Genomic DNA, 12,255 nt, shown 5'->3' on the forward strand with positions numbered 1-12,255 from the left:
AGCACAAGCTTGTGCGGGTGGTGGTCTGCCCGGCATCATAGCGGCTTCTTCCTACGGACGCGGCCATTCAGCCCGCCTCGGGCGATGGCCAAACGGAGCATCGCGCTTGAACGAGAACATCCTGTGGTTGCACGAACTGCGTCTGGCCGACCTGGCCCGCGTGGGCGGCAAGAATTCGTCGCTGGGCGAAATGATCGGCAACCTGGCCGGTCTGGGGGTCTCGGTCCCCGGTGGCTATGCCACCACCGCTGAAGCCTTCAAGGACTTCATCGCGCACAACGACCTGTCCAAGCGCATCTTCGACAAGCTGGCCACGCTGGACGTGGAGGATGTCACCGCGCTGACCGCGGCCGGCAAGGAAATCCGCGGCTGGGTGATCGATGCCCCGCTGCAGCCGCAGCTGGACCAGGACATCCGCACCGCCTACGCCAAGTTGAGCGCCGACAACGGTGGCGGCGACGTGGCCGTGGCCGTGCGTTCCTCGGCCACCGCCGAAGACCTGCCCGATGCGTCCTTCGCCGGCCAGCAGGAAACCTTCCTCAACGTCACCGGTGCCGACGATGTCGTGCACAAGGTCAAGGAAGTGTTCGCCTCGCTGTACAACGACCGCGCCATCGCCTACCGCGTGCATCACGGCTTCAAGCACGAAGACGTGTTCCTGTCGGCCGGCGTGCAGCTGATGGTGCGCTCGGGCGTGGGTTCCTCCGGCGTGCTGTTCACCCTGGACACCGAATCGGGCTTCCGTGACGTGGTGTTCGTCACCTCGTCCTTCGGCCTGGGCGAAATGGTCGTGCAGGGCGCGGTCAACCCCGACGAGTTCTACGTCTACAAGCCCACCCTGCAGGCCGGCAAGCCGGCGATCCTGCGCCGCGCGCTGGGCAGCAAGGCCATCCGCATGGTCTATTCGGACGTGCCGGGCGAGCGCGTGAAGACCGAGGACACCCCGGCCGAACTGCGCAGCACCTTCTCCATCAGCGATGAAGACGTGCAGGAACTGGCCAAGCAGTCGCTGGTGATCGAAAAGCACTACGGCCGCCCGATGGACATCGAGTGGGCCAAGGACGGTGTCAGCGGCAAGCTGTTCATCGTGCAGGCGCGCCCGGAAACGGTGAAGTCGCGCAGCCACGCCACCCAGATCGAGCGCTTCGCGCTGACCGAAAAGGGCGGCAAGGTGCTGGCCGAGGGTCGTGCTGTGGGTGCCAAGATCGGCTCGGGCGTGGCCCGCGTGGTCAAGACCCTGGACGACATGAACCGCGTGCAGCCGGGCGACGTGCTGATCGCCGACATGACCGACCCGGACTGGGAACCGGTGATGAAGCGCGCCTCGGCCATCGTCACCAACCGTGGCGGCCGCACCTGCCACGCCGCGATCATCGCGCGTGAACTGGGCGTGCCGGCCGTGGTCGGTTCGGGCAACGCCACCCGCGTGATCGAAGATGGCCAGCAGGTCACCGTCAGCTGCGCTGAAGGCGATACCGGCTTCATCTACGAAGGCACCCTGGCCTTCGAGCGCACCACCACCGATCTGGGCAACATGCCGCCGGCACCGTTGAAGATCATGATGAACGTGGCCAACCCGGAACGTGCCTTCGACTTCGGCCAGCTGCCGAACGCCGGCATCGGCCTGGCCCGCCTGGAAATGATCATCGCCAGCCACATCGGCGTGCACCCCAATGCCCTGCTGGAATACGACCGCCAGGACCCGGCCACCAAGAAGAAGATCGACGAGAAGATCGCCGGTTATTCCGATCCGGTCGGCTTCTACGTGGACCGCCTGGCCGAAGGCATCGCCACCCTGACCGCCTCGGTCGCCCCGCACCCGGTGATCGTGCGCCTGTCGGACTTCAAGTCCAACGAGTACGCCAACCTGATCGGCGGCAGCAACTACGAGCCGCACGAAGAGAACCCGATGATCGGCTTCCGCGGCGCCAGCCGCTATGTCGACCCGAGCTTCTCCGACGCCTTCGCGCTGGAGTGCAAGGCCGTGCTGCGCGTGCGCAACGAGATGGGCCTGGACAACCTGTGGGTCATGATCCCGTTCGTGCGTACCCTGGAAGAAGGCCGCAAGGTCGTCGAGGTGCTGGCCAAGAACGGCCTGAAGCAGGGCGAGAACGGCCTGAAGATCATCATGATGTGCGAAGTGCCGTCCAACGCACTGCTCGCCGATGAATTCCTGGAGATCTTCGACGGCTTCTCGATCGGCTCCAACGACCTGACCCAGCTCAGCCTGGGCCTGGACCGCGATTCGTCGATCGTCGCGCACCTGTTCGACGAACGTAACCCGGCGGTGAAGAAGCTGCTGTCGATGGCCATCAAGGCCGCGCGCGCCAAGGGCAAGTACGTCGGCATCTGCGGCCAGGGCCCGTCCGATCACCCGGATCTGGCCGAATGGCTGATGCAGGAAGGCATCGAATCGCTGTCGCTGAACCCGGACACCGTGGTCGATACCTGGCTGCGCCTGGCCAAGCACAAGAGCGGCCAGTAACACGTGGCAGGCTGACGCGGTGTTCATCACCGCGTCCCTACACTGCGGCAGCACGCAAGCCCCGCTCTGCGGGGCTTCGTGTTTTCTGGCGTGCACCGCGCCACACGAACCGCCGTAGAGGAGCCTGCATGATCGCTGTCACCGCCCCCGCCACTTCCTGGTTCCGCTCGCTGGATTGGCAGCGCCTGTTTGAAACCTATGGCGTGCCCCTGCTGGCCGCCATCGTCGTGCTGCTCATCGGCCTGTGGGTGGCGCGCCGCCTGTCCAATGCGATGCCACGTGCCACCGCGCGCATGGGCGTGGACCCGATGCTGGGCAGCTTCCTGCGCAACGTGGTGTATGCCGCCTCGCTGGTGATCGTCGTCGTGCTGGCCATCGGCACGCTCGGGGTGCAGATCACCCCGCTGCTGGCCGTGCTTGGCACCGCCGGCCTGGCCGTGGGCCTGGCCCTGAAGGATTCGCTGTCCAACATCGCCTCCGGCGTGATGCTGGTGACGCTGCGCCCGTTCCGCGTGGGCGATGTGGTGACCGTGGCCGGACAGACCGGCACCGTGCGCGAAGTGCGCATCTTCCAGACCGTCATCACCGGCGCGGACAATCAGCACACCACCATTCCCAACACGCTGATCACCGCCGCACCGATCATCAACCTCACCGCCGAACCCACCCGCCGTGTCGAACTGGTGGTGGGCATCGGCTATGAAGACAACATCCAGCTGGCCCGCGACACCGCGCTGGCGCTGATGAAGGCCGACCCGCGCGTGCTGCAGACCCCGGCCCCGGACGTGGTCGTGTACGAACTGGGCGCGCATGCCATCAACCTCGGCATCCGCTGCTACGTGAAGTCGGCCGACTGGTTCGGCACCAAGGTCACGCTGCTGGAACAGCTGAAGCTGGGCTACGACAAGGCCGGCATCAACATCCCTTACCCGCAGCAGGACATGCACCTGTACCTGCACGGCAAGGATGGCGGCGTGATCGAGGCCGACGCGCTGGTGCGCGACAGGCCCTGACCATCGAGGTAGCGCCGGGCCATCCCATCCCCGGCGCAGGTGGCATCAGGCCAGTGCGGCCGCTTCCAGCGCCGGGTAGTCGGTGTAACCCGCCGCCCCGCCGCCGAAATAGGTCGCACGGTCCGGCGCATTCAACGCCGCACCGCTGCGCAGGCGCTCGGGCAGGTCCGGGTTGGCGATGAACGGCCGGCCGAAACCGATCAGGTCGGCCCAGCCCTTGGCCAGCGCTTCCTCGGCACGCTCGACGCTGTACTTGCCGGCGTAGATCAGCGTGCCCGGGTAGACCAGCCGCAGCGCCTCCTTGAACGCCACCGGCATCACCGGCGCATCTTCCCAGTCGGCCTCGGCGATGTGCAGGTAGCCCACGCCCAGCTGGCCGAGCAGGTGGGCAGCGGCCAGGTAAGTCGCCTGCGGGGTATCGTCCACGGCCCCCTGCAGCGTGGTCAGCGGCGCCAGGCGCACGCCCACGCGCTCGGCACCGGCCACCGCCACCACCGCCTGCACCACCTCGCGCAGGAAGCGCAGGCGGTTCTGCAGCGGGCCGCCGTAGCCATCGGTGCGCTGGTTGGCCTGCGAATCGATGAACTGGTTGATCAGGTAGCCATTGGCGCCGTGCAGTTCCACGCCATCGAAGCCGGCCGCCAGCGCGTTGCGCGTGGCCTGCGCGTAGTCGGCGACGATGCCCGGAATCTCATCTTCGCGCAGCGCGCGCGGGGCGGAGTGCTGGAGCATCTCGCCCACCCCGGCGGTCGGGCCGGCCCCGGTGGGATCGACGAAGACCTTCACGCCCTCGGCCACCAGCGCCGACGAGGACACCGGCGCGGCATTGCCCGGCTGCAGCGCGACGTGCGAGACCCGGCCCACATGCCACAGCTGTGCGTAGATGCGGCCACCGGCGGCATGCACCGCATCGGTCACCTGGCGCCAGCCCGCCACCTGTTCGGGGCTGTGGATGCCCGGGGTCCAGGCATAGCCCTGCCCCTGCGGGCTGATCTGGGTGCCCTCGCTGACGATCAGGCCGGCCGAGGCGCGCTGGGCGTAGTACGTTGCGGCCTGCGCGGTGGCGACATTGCCTTCGGCCGCACGCGAGCGCGTCATCGGCGGCATCACGATGCGGTTCGGCAGCTGCAGCGCACCCAGGCGATAGGGGGTGAACAGTTTCATGGCGGACAACCTTGCGGGGGGATGCCGGCAAGGATGGGGACCGCAGCAGCCAGGCAACAGGCATGCCGGGGCAAAACAGTTGTGCATTCAAGGCAAGGATGACGACGACGGACAGCCGCCGACGCTCGTGCCGTCTCGCCACAACGCAGCATGCCCGGTGCGCCACGCCGCCACCGTCGCTCCCTGGCGGCGTTACAACGTCGGTTCGATCAGCTCGCCGCCGTGGGCGATACGGTCGTAGCAGGTGCGCACCACATCCTCGCCGTACTTGCGTTCCAGCCGGCGCACGATGAAATGGCCACGCGCCATGTCCTGGTAGTAATCCGTGAACATGGTGTTCAACGAGGCACCGGCGGCGGCACCGATGATCGGCACCGCCTGCGCGGCAAACTTCTCGGTCACCACCACGCCAAAACGCGCGGCCACCTTCTCCACCAGCTTGGCCAGCAGCTTGCCGGCTTCCTTCGGCGCCACGCCCAGGGTCAGGTCGCGGCCGGTCACGATGCGCCCGGCCAGTTCGGCCGACAGGTGGCGCATCACATCGGTCGTGAACCCCCGCGCCAGGTAATAGCCGGTTTCGCTGGCATCATCACGCGGCGAGTTGCCGCCCAGCGCGAACACTTCCAGGCACGCCTGGCGGGTGCTGAACTCAGCAAGGTCGAAGCCTTCGCTGCGGGCCACGTCGGCCACCGCGCGCATCATGATGGTGGTCGACACCGGCAGTTCGATGAACAGCGCAGTGAAGCCGAATGCACCACCGACGGCGCCGGAGGTCGCTGCGGCCAGCTTGTGCCAGCGCGTCGAGGCAGAACGCCCGGGCGTGTTGTCCATGCTCCACAGCGCGGCCCCGACAGCCTTGGACAAGGCCGCCTGCACCGCGCCATGCATGCGCCGGGAGACCGACGCGGGCAGCTTCTTCACCGCGAACTCCAGCGGCGCACCGACCAGGTTGGCCATGCGCGCGGTGATGGTCGGGGCCTCCAGCAGGGCCACGGCCCGCTGCAGGTCCTGCCAGTCACGGGCATCGTGGGCGATATCGCGGGGCAGCAGGGTCGGTACGTTCATGGCGCCGATCTTAGCGCCAAGCAGTTGAACGGACCGTGGTGGTCCGGTCAGCCGGTAGCGCCGGGCCGGGCCCGGCGGCAGCGTTCAGGCAACCGGCAGTCCCGACAGCACGCCCATGAACTGGCGGTAGTGGCGCAGTTCGGCGATCGAATCGTGCACATCGCTCAACGCGGTGTGGTTGCTGTTCTTGCCCACCCCGGCGGCCACGGTCGGGGCCCAGCGCTTGGCCAGTTCCTTCACCGTGGACACGTCCAGGTTGCGGTAATGGAAGTACTTTTCCAGCCGCGGCATCTGCCGGTGCAGGAAGCGGCGATCCTGGCAGATCGAGTTGCCGGCCATCGGCGAAACCCCGGCCGGAATCCACTGCGCCAGGAAGTTCACGGTCTGCGCCTCGGCCTGGCCCAGGGTCACCTGGCTGTCCAGCACGCGCTGCCACAGCCCGGAGCGGCGATGCTGGTTGCGGTTCCACTCATCCATCGCTTCCAGCGTTTCCAGCGGGTGGTGGATGGCGAACTCGGGGCCTTCGGCCAGCACGTTGAGCTGGGCATCGGTGACCACCGTGGCGATCTCGATGATCGAATCGTTGTCGGTGTCCAACCCGGTCATTTCCAGGTCGATCCAGATCAGTCGTTCACCAGCGGCGCCGTTGTCGGCCATCGTGTTGCCTCGTTGCGGGGCAGGCAGGAAGCCCGCCGGAAAGAAAGGGGCGCCCATCATACCCTTTCGTTGTTCAGGTCCCGTCGGGGTGGTCTTCCAGCAGCAACAGGGGCTTGCCGCGCTTGGCACGGAAATAATTGGTCAGGCGCAGACTGGCCTCCTTGGCCAGCACGCCGCCATGGATCTCCACGCGGTGGTTGTGGCGCGGGTCGCCCAGCAGGTCGAAGACGCCACCGCAGGCGCCGGTCTTGGGGTCGCTGGCCGCGTACACCACGCGCGCCACGCGGGCATGGACGATGGCCATGGCGCACATCGCACACGGCTCCAGCGTCACGTACAGCGTGCTGCCCACCAATCGGTGGTTGGCCAGCGCCTTGCCGCCACGGCGCATCGCCACGATCTCCGCATGCGCGCTCGGGTCATGCTCGGCAATGTTGAGGTTCCAGCCCTCGCCCAGCAGCTGGCCGTCGGCCCCCACCAGCACCGCGCCCACGGGAATCTCATCGAACTCACGCTGCGCGCGCTCGGCCAGCGCCAGCGCGTGGCGCATCCAGTGTTCATCGGCATCGTGCACCGGCACGCCCAGCGGATTGTCGACCATGAGTGTCCTCCCGCATCCGGGAATGGTTCAGAAGATTGCCTGTGCGGCCCGGCGCAAGTTTACTTCACCTGCCAGCGCCCCCCATGCACACCCCCTGCACGATCATCACGGCGCGGGCATACTTCACGGCCTTCCCAAGCACCTTGGACATGCTCATGCCCACCCTGCGCGCTTCCCGTCCCACCGATGGCAACGCCGTGGTTGATCTCTGGCGCCGTTCGGTCGACGCCACCCACGATTTCCTCAGCGCGGCCGACCGCCAGGCGATCGATGCCGAAGTGGCCGGCTTCCTGCCGCAGGCACCGCTGGTGGTCGCCGTGGATGCACAGGACACCCCGCAGGGCTTCATGCTGGTCGATGGCAGCCACATGGAAGCCTTGTTCATCGACCCGGCCGTGCGCGGTACCGGCGTCGGCCGCCTGCTGCTGCAGCACGCGCTGGCCGAGCACCCGCAGCTGACCACCGACGTCAACGCGCAGAACGAACAGGCGGTCGGCTTCTACCTGCGCATGGGCTTCGTGGAAACCGGCCGCTCGGCGCTCGATGGCCAGGGACGCCCGTATCCGCTGATCCACCTGCGCTACGGCGGCTGAGTACGGCACAGCCGATCATTGCGCCGTGCTGCACCTGCCCGCTGACGATGCCTGTGCAGCGCAGCGGGCCGGGACGCACGACCTCATCCCTGCGCGTCGAACGCGGGCGAGTAGGCCACCTCTGCTTCCGGCACTGGCGGTTGCCAGCACAGTGCCTGGAAGTACGCCGCCGGTACGCCGGGCAGCACCAGCCCGGCCTCGGCCCGGAAGCCGAACCGCCGGTAATAGTCAGGGTCGCCCAGCAGCACGCAGCCGCGTGCACCACGTGACTGCAGTGCGGCCAATGCCGCCTGCATCAAGGCGCTGCCGATGCCCTGCCCCTGTAGTGCCGGCGCGACGGAAATCGGGCCCAGCCCATACCAGCCCGGGTGGTCGTTGCTCAGCGTGACCGGCGATACCGCCACATGCCCCGCCACAAGGCCATCACGCTCGGCCAGCAGGGACAGCGTCAGTTCACCGCGTGCGCGCAGTGCATCAACGATGTACTGCTCGGTATGGCTGCTGTGCTCGGCGTTGGCAAAGGCCGCCGCCGTCAGCGCATGGATGCCGGCGATGTCGGCCGGGGTTTCAGGACGGATGATGAAATTCACAAGGCACCTCGTTCAGTTCAGCAGCATGGGCGATACTGCATGTTCCACCTACAGGAGGTGATGATGGACTGGGTTGTTGAGGCACGCACGTTGGCGTGCGAAGCCCATGCCGGGCAGCAGGACAAGGCCGGGCTGCCCTACATCGAGCACGTGGCGCGCGTAGCCGCTGCGATCCATGACGATGACACCGCCAAGGCAGCCGCCTGGCTGCACGACGTCGTGGAAGATTACCCGCAGTACACGGCGCGGCTGCAGGTGTTCCCGGCACCGGTCCGCGAGATCGTCACCCTGCTCAACCGGCACAGCGCAGCCGATGCCCAGCAGTACTACGCCCGCATCCGCCAGCATCCGCAGGCGCTGAAAGTGAAGCTGGCCGATATCGCCGACAACGCCCACCCACGCCGGCTGCTACAGCTGCCGCCGGCGGTGGCCGAACGCCTGCGTGGCAAATACGCCGCCGCGCTGGCCGCCCTCGGCAGCGCCGACGTGTCGGCGGTCATGCCCGATCCGGCGTCCACGCGCGTGCTGCAGTTGATGGCGACGGCCCGCCTGCGGGTGCAGCAGGCCGAGCAGGCGGGCGCCAGCGTCAACACCGGTGACGACGCGCCGGGCCCGCATCAGAAGGCGCTCATCAAGGCACGCGACACCGCGCTGGCCGAACTGGAAGCGCAGATGACAGCGGAGGCGTTCATCGTCTGGAGCGACATGTACGTGCTGGCCTGAGCAGGTCCGGGGCATAGTCGATACCACTGGCCGAACGCTGATTCTTGGCCGCGGGCGCTGACCGCTGCTGCGGTGCAGCAGTACAATAGCCGGCTTCCCGCCCCATCGCGCCCCCCGCATGAGCCCCAATTCTCCCCTGGCCGCGCGGCTGACGCCGCGTCAGCGCACCTGGATCATCCTTGCCCTGTCACTGGGCGGTTTCGCCATCGGCACCAGCGAATTCGCCAGCATGGGCCTGATGCTGGAAATCAGCCGCGGCCTGGCCATCAGCGAAACGCAGGTCGGCCACCTGATCAGTGCCTACGCCATCGGCGTGGTGGTCGGCGCGCCCATCCTGGCCTTCGTGGGGGCCGGCATCGCCCGCCGCAAGCTGCTGCTGGCGCTGATGGGCTTCTATGCCGTGGGCAACCTGGCCAGTGCGCTGGCACCCAATTACGGCACCATGCTGCTGGCGCGCTTCGTCGCGGGCCTGCCGCACGGCGCGTACTTCGGCGTGGCGATGCTGGTGGCCGCGGCCATCAGCCCGGCCGGACAGCGTGGCCAGGCCATGTCCAAGGTGCTGCTGGGCCTGTCGGTGGCGATCCTGGTCGGCAATCCCCTCACCACCTGGCTCGGCCAGCAGCTGAGCTGGCGCACGGCCTTTGCCCTGGTCAGCCTGCTGGCCATCGCCACCGTGGTGATGATTGCCCGCTTCCTGCTGCCGGACCCGGACGAGGTGCGCACCTCGCCGATGCGCGAGCTGCGTGCCTTCAACACCCCGCAGGTGTGGCTGGCGCTGGCCATCGGCGCGATCGGTTTTGCCGGCATGTTCTGTGTGTTCACCTACCTTGCCCCCACGCTGGTGCAGGTGACCGGCGTGGCCGAATCGTGGATGCCGCTGGCGGTGGGTGTGTTCGGCATCGGCGCGATCATCGGCAACATCGCCGGTGGCTGGCTGGTGGACAAGTTCCATTTCCGCGCCGCCGGTGTGGTGCTGGTGTGGTCGATCCTCATGCTGCTGCTGTACCCGCTGGCAGCACAGTCGGTGTGGAGCATCGGCCCGATGATCATCACCGTCGGCACCATGGGCGCGCTGGCAGCGGTGCTGCAGACCCGCCTGATGGACGTGGCCGGCGAAGCGCAGACCCTGGCCGCCGCCTCCAACCACGCGGCATTCAACACGGCCAATGCACTGGGCCCGTGGCTGGGCGGCATGGCCATCAGCGCCGGCTTCAGCCCGGCAGTGACCGGCTATGTGGGCGCAGCCACCGCACTGGGTGGCCTGCTGCTGTGGGGCGTGGCCCTGCTGGTGGAAAAGCGCGCGCGGCCGGCGGCCATCGCCTGACGCCAGGACGGCCGCCCCATGCAGGGTTGTACCGGCAAAGCCCCTGTCCGCAGGGGCTTTGCTGTATCCGGCGGGCCTGCAAGGGCCGCTGCGGCAGGATCGATCCCGGTGAACACACGGCGTGCATGCCCGAATGTGGACAGTAGGCCGGTCATCCCCTGCCCGCGCACGCCCCGGCCCCATGCACCCCGCCACCGACCGCTTCGATCCCCTCGCCTGCCAGGCGGCCCTGCTGGGGGGCGGGCTTGCCTATGCCCTGCTGAAGGTACTGAGCCTGTCCAGTGTTGCCGCGGCCTCGCCGCTGGGCCTGGTGCTGTGGGTACTCGGCTGTGCATTGCTGGCGGCATGGCTGCTGGCCGCCTGCATCGCCTGCCTTGCCCTGAGCCGGCCGGTCTTCCTGTTCACCGCACTGGTCGCGGTCGGCCTGGGATGTGCGCTGGCCTGAGCGACCGCATGCAGGGGCCGTTACAGGGAAAACCGTCCTGCTCATGACCAGGACGTGGGATCTCCCATCGCCTCGACCAGCAATGGCGACACCCCCTCACGCGGCAGCAAGTCCAGCGTCAACGCCAGCATTGCCGCCACGCTTTTCACGCACCAACGGCCGAAGCGTTCATTGTCAATGCGCTGCATCCAGCTGATCCCGCTGTCTTCATCATCCGGCCCGATCAGCTTGAGCTGTTTCACCTGTGCAATGAACCTGGGATAGCCACGCAGGCCGGGGTGCTGCTGGTCACGTACCAGCAGTTCGCCCTTGGGATGGACGAGCGCATTGCGGATCGTGATGACCGTGTTCATCGACTGGAAAGGCGCACGCCCCTTGTCAGCGACGCTCCCCAGGCATTCATGCAGCACCACGTACTTGTCCAGATGCTCCCCACGCTCGTTTTCCCCGATGGAATCGCGTATCCGCTTTTCGCGTTCGCCATAGGCATGAAGGGGGCTGAAGCAGTTCCCGGCAGGCCGCTGCAGGATTCCCCTGCGCTGCCGGTTCGGGCACGCCGCTTCGTGCTCATGGCAGAGCTGGTAGAAACCGTAGATGTCCTGCAGGAACGCTTCTGAGGCGGCCACCGACAGCACCAAGGCCACCAGGCCCTCGCCGGTGGCTGCATGGGCTCTGGCCTTTGCCATCAGCAGGGGCGCATGGTATGGCGCGAACTGCTGCTGGCGTCGGGGATGGGGGGCGTTGTTCATGGGCTCCTGCCGTCTGCTGTCCGCCACCACAGTGCCACTGCGTCCGTACACCCGCCACTACGACGGCCCGGGTGACCCGCGCCGTGGCGTGGTCTTTTTCCACGGCGCAAGCAGCGCGTCGATGGCGGCGTCCATCTGTGCCCGTGGCACCCCATCGCGGGCCTGGGCGGTCAACCCACGCATGAAGGTATCGAGCATCACCCCGATCGCCTGTGCATCGCTGGTGGCAGGCAGCTGCCCGTTGGACACCGCGCGCCGCGCGCATTCGATGAAGCCCGCGCGCGTGGCGGCACGGTCACCTGCCAACAGTGCCTGCGCGGTTTCAACCTCATCCGGGGTCGTGGTGGCGGCTACATTCAACAGGCACCCCAGCGGATGACCACTATCGGTCTGCATGCGCGCGGTGGCATGCAATGCACGCTCCACGGCCGCGCGCGGGTCCAGCCCGGGCTGGTACAGCGGCGCCATCACCTGCCCATGGGTGGCCAGGTAGCACTGCAGCACTTCTTCAAACAACGCCTCCTTCGAGCCGAAGGCCGCATAGAAGCTGGGCGATGAAATGCCGCCCATGGCGTCCTTCAGCAGTGCCAGCGAGGCGGCCTCGTAGCCACGCGCCCAGAACACCTGCATGGCCTGTTCAAGCGCGGTATCGCGATCGAAGCTGCGGGGGCGTCCGGTACGGGTCATGGCAGTCACCTGGGGGCGGTGTATGGCGATGGAACAGAGTTTACTACTGATCGGTACATAAATCGCTGGCGCCTGCTGTCCAAGCATGGCTTACTTATGTACCGTTCGATATAGAACTAACACCTCCTGCCATGACTGCTCCCTCCTCTGCCCCGGTCC

The 12,255-nt window shown here is 67.3% G+C and carries 13 protein-coding genes; 6 read left to right on the top strand and 7 right to left on the bottom strand.

All coding sequences use genetic code 11. The features are described from left to right. The first annotated feature begins 106 nt into the window (after nucleotides 1–106). Both ppsA and Q9R17_RS00530 read left to right on the top strand, forming a co-directional pair. Entirely contained in the window at nucleotides 107–2,485 is a 2,379-nt protein-coding gene (ppsA, locus tag Q9R17_RS00525; RefSeq protein ID WP_308156523.1) for a phosphoenolpyruvate synthase, read from the top strand. A 128-nt stretch (nucleotides 2,486–2,613) separates the two neighbouring features. Continuing rightward, on the top strand, nucleotides 2,614–3,498 hold the full coding sequence (locus Q9R17_RS00530) for a mechanosensitive ion channel domain-containing protein (protein WP_308156524.1): 885 nt from the start codon (nucleotides 2,614–2,616) through the stop codon (nucleotides 3,496–3,498). Nucleotides 3,499–3,543: 45 nt separating this feature from the next. Here the strand turns inward: Q9R17_RS00530 and Q9R17_RS00535 are convergent, their stop codons facing one another. The 4 genes from Q9R17_RS00535 to tadA all read right to left on the bottom strand — a co-directional run bounded on the left by Q9R17_RS00535 (nucleotide 3,544) and on the right by tadA (nucleotide 6,985). Further along, nucleotides 3,544–4,662 (bottom strand): alkene reductase, encoded by a 1,119-nt coding sequence (locus Q9R17_RS00535; RefSeq protein WP_308156525.1) that lies wholly within the window; start codon nucleotides 4,660–4,662, stop codon nucleotides 3,544–3,546. Between the two features lie 192 nt (nucleotides 4,663–4,854). After that, nucleotides 4,855–5,727, bottom strand: coding sequence for an EcsC family protein (locus Q9R17_RS00540; RefSeq protein WP_308156526.1), 873 nt, complete (start codon nucleotides 5,725–5,727; stop codon nucleotides 4,855–4,857). Between the two features lie 84 nt (nucleotides 5,728–5,811). Further along, a complete protein-coding gene (gene orn, locus Q9R17_RS00545) occupies nucleotides 5,812–6,384 on the bottom strand; it encodes an oligoribonuclease (RefSeq protein ID WP_308156527.1) in 573 nt (190 codons plus the stop codon). A 73-nt stretch (nucleotides 6,385–6,457) separates the two neighbouring features. After that, entirely contained in the window at nucleotides 6,458–6,985 is a 528-nt protein-coding gene (tadA, locus tag Q9R17_RS00550; RefSeq protein WP_308156528.1) for a tRNA adenosine(34) deaminase TadA, read from the bottom strand. 155 nt (nucleotides 6,986–7,140) lie between these two features. Here tadA and Q9R17_RS00555 point away from each other — a divergent pair, with 155 nt between their 5' ends. Beyond that, on the top strand, nucleotides 7,141–7,578 hold the full coding sequence (locus Q9R17_RS00555) for an acetyltransferase (protein ID WP_308158392.1): 438 nt from the start codon (nucleotides 7,141–7,143) through the stop codon (nucleotides 7,576–7,578). Between the two features lie 83 nt (nucleotides 7,579–7,661). Here Q9R17_RS00555 and Q9R17_RS00560 read toward each other — a convergent pair whose 3' ends face one another. Then, complete coding sequence (locus Q9R17_RS00560; protein WP_308156529.1) at nucleotides 7,662–8,168, bottom strand: N-acetyltransferase; 507 nt, start codon at nucleotides 8,166–8,168, stop codon at nucleotides 7,662–7,664. 63 nt (nucleotides 8,169–8,231) lie between these two features. On the opposite strand from Q9R17_RS00560, the gene Q9R17_RS00565 reads away from it, so the two are divergent. The 3 genes from Q9R17_RS00565 to Q9R17_RS00575 all read left to right on the top strand — a co-directional run bounded on the left by Q9R17_RS00565 (nucleotide 8,232) and on the right by Q9R17_RS00575 (nucleotide 10,660). Further along, nucleotides 8,232–8,891 (top strand): HD domain-containing protein, encoded by a 660-nt coding sequence (locus Q9R17_RS00565; protein ID WP_308156530.1) that lies wholly within the window; start codon nucleotides 8,232–8,234, stop codon nucleotides 8,889–8,891. A 118-nt stretch (nucleotides 8,892–9,009) separates the two neighbouring features. Then, on the top strand, nucleotides 9,010–10,215 hold the full coding sequence (locus tag Q9R17_RS00570) for an MFS transporter (RefSeq protein WP_308156531.1): 1,206 nt from the start codon (nucleotides 9,010–9,012) through the stop codon (nucleotides 10,213–10,215). 181 nt (nucleotides 10,216–10,396) lie between these two features. Continuing rightward, nucleotides 10,397–10,660 carry a hypothetical protein gene (locus tag Q9R17_RS00575; RefSeq protein WP_308156532.1) on the top strand — a complete coding sequence of 88 codons (264 nt, stop codon included), beginning with the start codon at nucleotides 10,397–10,399 and terminating at the stop codon, nucleotides 10,658–10,660. Between the two features lie 41 nt (nucleotides 10,661–10,701). Here Q9R17_RS00575 and Q9R17_RS00580 read toward each other — a convergent pair whose 3' ends face one another. Both Q9R17_RS00580 and Q9R17_RS00585 read right to left on the bottom strand, forming a co-directional pair. Continuing rightward, nucleotides 10,702–11,409: a hypothetical protein gene (locus Q9R17_RS00580; protein ID WP_308156533.1), complete on the bottom strand. Its 708-nt coding sequence runs from the start codon at nucleotides 11,407–11,409 to the stop codon at nucleotides 10,702–10,704. A gap of 57 nt (nucleotides 11,410–11,466) precedes the next feature. After that, nucleotides 11,467–12,096, bottom strand: coding sequence for a TetR/AcrR family transcriptional regulator (locus tag Q9R17_RS00585; RefSeq protein WP_308156534.1), 630 nt, complete (start codon nucleotides 12,094–12,096; stop codon nucleotides 11,467–11,469). Nucleotides 12,097–12,255 lie beyond the last annotated feature (159 nt).

The sequence above is a fragment of the Stenotrophomonas sp. 24(2023) genome, from assembly GCF_030913365.1.
Classification (GTDB): Bacteria; Pseudomonadota; Gammaproteobacteria; order Xanthomonadales; family Xanthomonadaceae; genus Stenotrophomonas.

Excerpts from the sequence above, each read along its gene's own strand:
- Q9R17_RS00565 (WP_308156530.1), top strand. The coding sequence starts at position 8,232 with ATGGACTGGGTTGTTGAGGCACGCACGTTGGCGTGCGAAGCCCATGCC.
- Q9R17_RS00585 (WP_308156534.1), bottom strand. The coding sequence starts at position 12,096 with ATGACCCGTACCGGACGCCCCCGCAGCTTCGATCGCGATACCGCGCTT.
- tadA (WP_308156528.1), bottom strand. The coding sequence starts at position 6,985 with ATGGTCGACAATCCGCTGGGCGTGCCGGTGCACGATGCCGATGAACAC.
- Q9R17_RS00570 (WP_308156531.1), top strand. The coding sequence starts at position 9,010 with ATGAGCCCCAATTCTCCCCTGGCCGCGCGGCTGACGCCGCGTCAGCGC.
- orn (WP_308156527.1), bottom strand. The coding sequence starts at position 6,384 with ATGGCCGACAACGGCGCCGCTGGTGAACGACTGATCTGGATCGACCTG.
- Q9R17_RS00530 (WP_308156524.1), top strand. The coding sequence starts at position 2,614 with ATGATCGCTGTCACCGCCCCCGCCACTTCCTGGTTCCGCTCGCTGGAT.
- Q9R17_RS00575 (WP_308156532.1), top strand. The coding sequence starts at position 10,397 with ATGCACCCCGCCACCGACCGCTTCGATCCCCTCGCCTGCCAGGCGGCC.
- Q9R17_RS00555 (WP_308158392.1), top strand. The coding sequence starts at position 7,141 with ATGCCCACCCTGCGCGCTTCCCGTCCCACCGATGGCAACGCCGTGGTT.
- Q9R17_RS00540 (WP_308156526.1), bottom strand. The coding sequence starts at position 5,727 with ATGAACGTACCGACCCTGCTGCCCCGCGATATCGCCCACGATGCCCGT.
- Q9R17_RS00535 (WP_308156525.1), bottom strand. The coding sequence starts at position 4,662 with ATGAAACTGTTCACCCCCTATCGCCTGGGTGCGCTGCAGCTGCCGAAC.
- Q9R17_RS00580 (WP_308156533.1), bottom strand. The coding sequence starts at position 11,409 with ATGAACAACGCCCCCCATCCCCGACGCCAGCAGCAGTTCGCGCCATAC.